This is a genomic window from Candidatus Acidulodesulfobacterium acidiphilum, from assembly GCA_008534395.1.
Classification (GTDB): domain Bacteria; phylum SZUA-79; class SZUA-79; order Acidulodesulfobacterales; family Acidulodesulfobacteraceae; genus Acidulodesulfobacterium_A; species Acidulodesulfobacterium_A acidiphilum.
Genome location: SHMQ01000064.1, coordinates 1 through 3,901, shown reverse-complemented (window position 1 = coordinate 3,901; position 3,901 = coordinate 1). Strand labels below are relative to the sequence as shown.

The following is a 3,901-nucleotide window of genomic DNA, read 5'->3' as shown; positions in this document are numbered from 1 at the left end:
TTCCGCGTTTTGCCCTATACATTGCAATATCGGCTTCTTCTATTATTTCATCCGCTTTTTTCCCTTTTTTAAATCCTGATATTCCTATAGACAATCCTATTTTTTTTGATTTTCCGTCGTTATTTAAAGTAAAATTATCTAATTTTTCGTTAAAATTTTCATCGGACATAAGCATTTTTAACTTTTCGTTAAAACCGTTGTCAAAATTGAATAAAATTCTATTGGCTACTATAGTAGATCTTTTTGCCGGCGTATTCGGCAAAATAACCGTAAATTCGTCTCCTCCGTATCTAAAGGCGGTATCTACGTTTTTTCTTATAGCATTTTTTAAAGATTCTCCGGTAAATTTTATAATTTCGTCTCCGGCTTGATGTCCAAGCGTATCGTTTAAATATTTAAAGTTATTTATATCTATAAATAAAATAGATAAATCATGCCCGTATCTGGAACATCTCGATATTTCTTTATCTAATTCTTCTCGAAAAAATCTTGAATTGTATAATCCTGAAAGATTATCCGTTTTAATTTCGTTAGATAAAGATATTTCCAATTGTATTTCTTTAGTTATATCTCTGACTAAATATAAAGCTCCTTTTATTTCTCCCAAGTCGCTAAACAGGTCTATTTTTTCGTTTTCAAAATAATGGTCTTTGCCTTCCAAATAACATATGTTGCTTATTTTACATCCCGAAGCTAAATTTCTAATGTATTCGGGGATCTGTTGGTTTTTAAAAAGATTGTCAAAATAATAAGTATGTTTTATATTTTTATATAAAAATTCATTTAAATTTATTTTTAGTATAACCGGGGCGGCATCGTTATAAAAAACCAGATTCTCGTCTTTATCCACTACGAATGCTCCTTCTTCCAAAGAATTAAGAAGATTTTTAATCTCGACGTTTTTAAGTATATCCTGTTCAAAATTTTTGTCTTGAAATTCTGCCCCGACCATAAAATCTCTCCTATCTATATTAAATTAAGACTAATTAAAAAAATAATATATTATAATAACAATTTATTTATTTGAATTTTATGCAAAATATTATTAATTGTCAAGAAATATTTTGTTTTATTACTTGAAAAAAGAAAATTTACTTAAAAAACCTCCGCCGGTTTTATTAATTTTATTTAAGACCTTTTCGTCTATTTTAACCGCAATATTGAGGTTGCCGTTTTTTCCGCCGAAAACGCCGGCGTCTCCGATATTTTTAAAGATTATTATGTTTTTATCGCCGCGATTTAAAAGTTCGTTTAATGAAAAATTCAATTTTATTTTTTCTGAAGTTTTTATCCTTGCCATGCCGTTGCAAGTTTTGCATTTATACAAAAACAAATCGCCGTATCCATCGCAGTTTCTGCATAGTTCCATGATTCCAGAACTTTTATTTTTAATATTTCCGGTTCCACGGCATTCAGAACAAGGCATGCTTAGCGTGCCGTTCTCTTTGCCTTCTCCGTTACAGGATGGGCATTTAACATATCGTTCTATATTTATCGTTTTTTCTATAAAAATTTCAGAGCTTTCCATATTTTCTTTTAGATTTTTGCTTCCCTGAAACTGCCGTTCTATTTCATCGGTAAAATCGATAATCAAATTTACGTTAGCTCCGTCCCTGAGTCTAGTTCTGTAAGGTTTTATTTTATTTTCTGATTGTGAAGCCTGAAAAGCTTTATAATCTTTTAGCTCTTTGTCGTATGCTCTTCTTAAAACGTCGTCGGAAAGAGTTTTATATGCTTCGTTTATATCTATGAATTTATCTTGATTTTCAGGATTTTTATCGGGATGGTATACCGAGGCAAGTCTTCTGTAACTGCTCTTAATTAAAGATTCTCCTGCATTTTCGTCCAAACCTAAAATGTCATAAAAATCTTTCATAGTTCTTTTCGACGATTTGCAGTTTTTATTTTTATTTATTTCTTTATTTTATAATTTAATATCGGTCAGGATTTTATTTTCTTTATTATTTCGCTTGTAGATTTACCCATGATAAAATTTATCAGAACCGTTTTTCCTCCCGACGCCTCAACTATATCGCTGCCTGCGATACTTTTTCCTTCATAGTCCCCGCCCTTTACCAGCACGTCCGGTTTTATCTCTTTTATAAGTTCGCAAGGCGTATCTTCGTCGAATAAAATGACATAATCGACCGGTTTTAAATTTGCCAGGACGTATGCCCTGTCCCGTTCGTTTACTATAGGCCTGTCTTTGCCTTTTAAGCGCCTTACCGACTCGTCGCTGTTCAATCCTACTATAAGTATATCGCCGAGGGCTTTTGCCTCTTTTAAATAGCTGATGTGTCCGGCATGTATAATGTCGAAGCATCCGTTTGTAAATATAATTTTTTTGGATTCGGCTTTAAGTCTCGACAACTCTGCTTTTATATTCTTAGGCGTAATTATATTTACAGGTTCCATATAATTCTTATATAAAATATTAAATTATATAATATAAAAAGAATTGCAAGATTAAATTTATTAAACAACAGATTGCCCCTTAATATAAATAAGAAACCCCCTGACATATTCGGCATACATCAGGGGGAAAAATGGAGAAAAGAATTACTGATTTAATTTTAACAAAATTTATATTATTATGTCAATATAAAAAATTATACAAAGTATTTTATATTTTAAATATAATGTTTATATGATAAAATATAAAATAAATTCTAACATAGCCAAAATAAATTATAGGTCGAATTTAAAATAACATGGATAAATGGAAATTAGGCGAAGACGACGACGAACTTTTTAAGAAAGATGACGGATCTAACAAATCTTTTTCGCTTGGAAAAATGGATAAAGAAGATTTTTCCGATTTTATTTTTGAAGAAAATAAAATCGACAGCACGAAAAAAAAAGCCGCACGGAAGAAAGAAAGCAAAACAAATTCCGCAGAAAATTATAGTGAATACGAAAGAAACGAAGCTAAGGGCAGTTTTAAAAAAATATTTTATATAATAGTTTTTATTGCGGCATTAATATCGGCATACTACTTATTCAAAATTATATTTCCCGGAAACAATACCGATATAAAATTATACGGTTTAAAAACATTAGTTTACAAATCGGAGGCGCTTCCCGAAAATAATTTATTGATTACCGGCTATCTGATAAATAAAAACAAGTTTCCGGTAAGCTATGTTAAGCTGACGTGCAAACTTTACAGCACAAAAAATATTGTTCTGCTGACAAAACACGTATATGCCGGAAATTTCATAAATTTAAACAAACTTAAGAAAATGTCCAATGTAGTCATAAATATGGCATTGCAAAACAAAGACGGCGACGATATGTCCGACGTAGAAATTTTGCCTAACCATCCGGTAAAATTTATGGCGGTATTTTTCGATATTAACCCGAACTCAAAAAACTTCTCTATTACAATAAGCCACTTTTACAGAATAGCAAAATAATCAAATTGTAATTATGCTTTTTTAACCGTCTTTTTTCTCTTGGGGGCGGCGGATTCATCGTAATTAGAACTTGTTTTCCTCGTAGTTTTAGCAGCTATCTGCCGTCTTTTCGGTTTAGCGGTTATTTCTTCATCTTCGTTTTGCGAATTTTGCGGCGTTACGTCTATTTCGTCCTTTCCGGAAAGACTGTTTTTAAAATTTCTTAAAGCTTTTCCGAAACCGCTTCCTATCTGAGGAAGTTTGCCGGCTCCGAATATTAAAAAAACTACGACTAAAATAATTAAAAGCTCGGGAATGCCTAAACCAAACATGTTATTCACCTCCGTATTTTCTAAGAAAAGTTTAAATACTTGCAAACCCTCTTGCGTGCTACACTATCGCTCCGCACTTCGAGGGTTCGAACCCCTCTCTATGTGCCGTAATTAATAGTTTAATAAATATATATAATGCGTAACATTATGAACATATGGCGGAGAGAGAGGGAT

The 3,901-nt window shown here is 31.9% G+C and carries 5 protein-coding genes; 1 reads left to right on the top strand and 4 read right to left on the bottom strand.

The features are described from left to right. From EVJ48_10325 to rfaE2, 3 genes are all read right to left on the bottom strand, one after another. Positions 1–952, bottom strand: a 952-nt coding sequence (locus tag EVJ48_10325) for a sensor domain-containing diguanylate cyclase (protein RZV36534.1), incomplete at its 3' end; no start/stop codon positions are given. A 120-nt stretch (positions 953–1,072) separates the two neighbouring features. Further along, a complete protein-coding gene (locus tag EVJ48_10320; GenBank protein ID RZV36533.1) occupies positions 1,073–1,876 on the bottom strand; it encodes a J domain-containing protein in 804 nt (267 codons plus the stop codon). A 65-nt stretch (positions 1,877–1,941) separates the two neighbouring features. Continuing rightward, positions 1,942–2,415, bottom strand: coding sequence for a D-glycero-beta-D-manno-heptose 1-phosphate adenylyltransferase (gene rfaE2, locus EVJ48_10315; GenBank protein ID RZV36532.1), 474 nt, complete (start codon positions 2,413–2,415; stop codon positions 1,942–1,944). Between the two features lie 296 nt (positions 2,416–2,711). Here rfaE2 and EVJ48_10310 point away from each other — a divergent pair, with 296 nt between their 5' ends. Continuing rightward, positions 2,712–3,416 carry a hypothetical protein gene (locus EVJ48_10310; protein RZV36531.1) on the top strand — a complete coding sequence of 235 codons (705 nt, stop codon included), beginning with the start codon at positions 2,712–2,714 and terminating at the stop codon, positions 3,414–3,416. Between the two features lie 11 nt (positions 3,417–3,427). Here EVJ48_10310 and EVJ48_10305 read toward each other — a convergent pair whose 3' ends face one another. After that, positions 3,428–3,727 (bottom strand): twin-arginine translocase TatA/TatE family subunit, encoded by a 300-nt coding sequence (locus EVJ48_10305; protein ID RZV36530.1) that lies wholly within the window; start codon positions 3,725–3,727, stop codon positions 3,428–3,430. Positions 3,728–3,901: the final 174 nt, after the last annotated feature.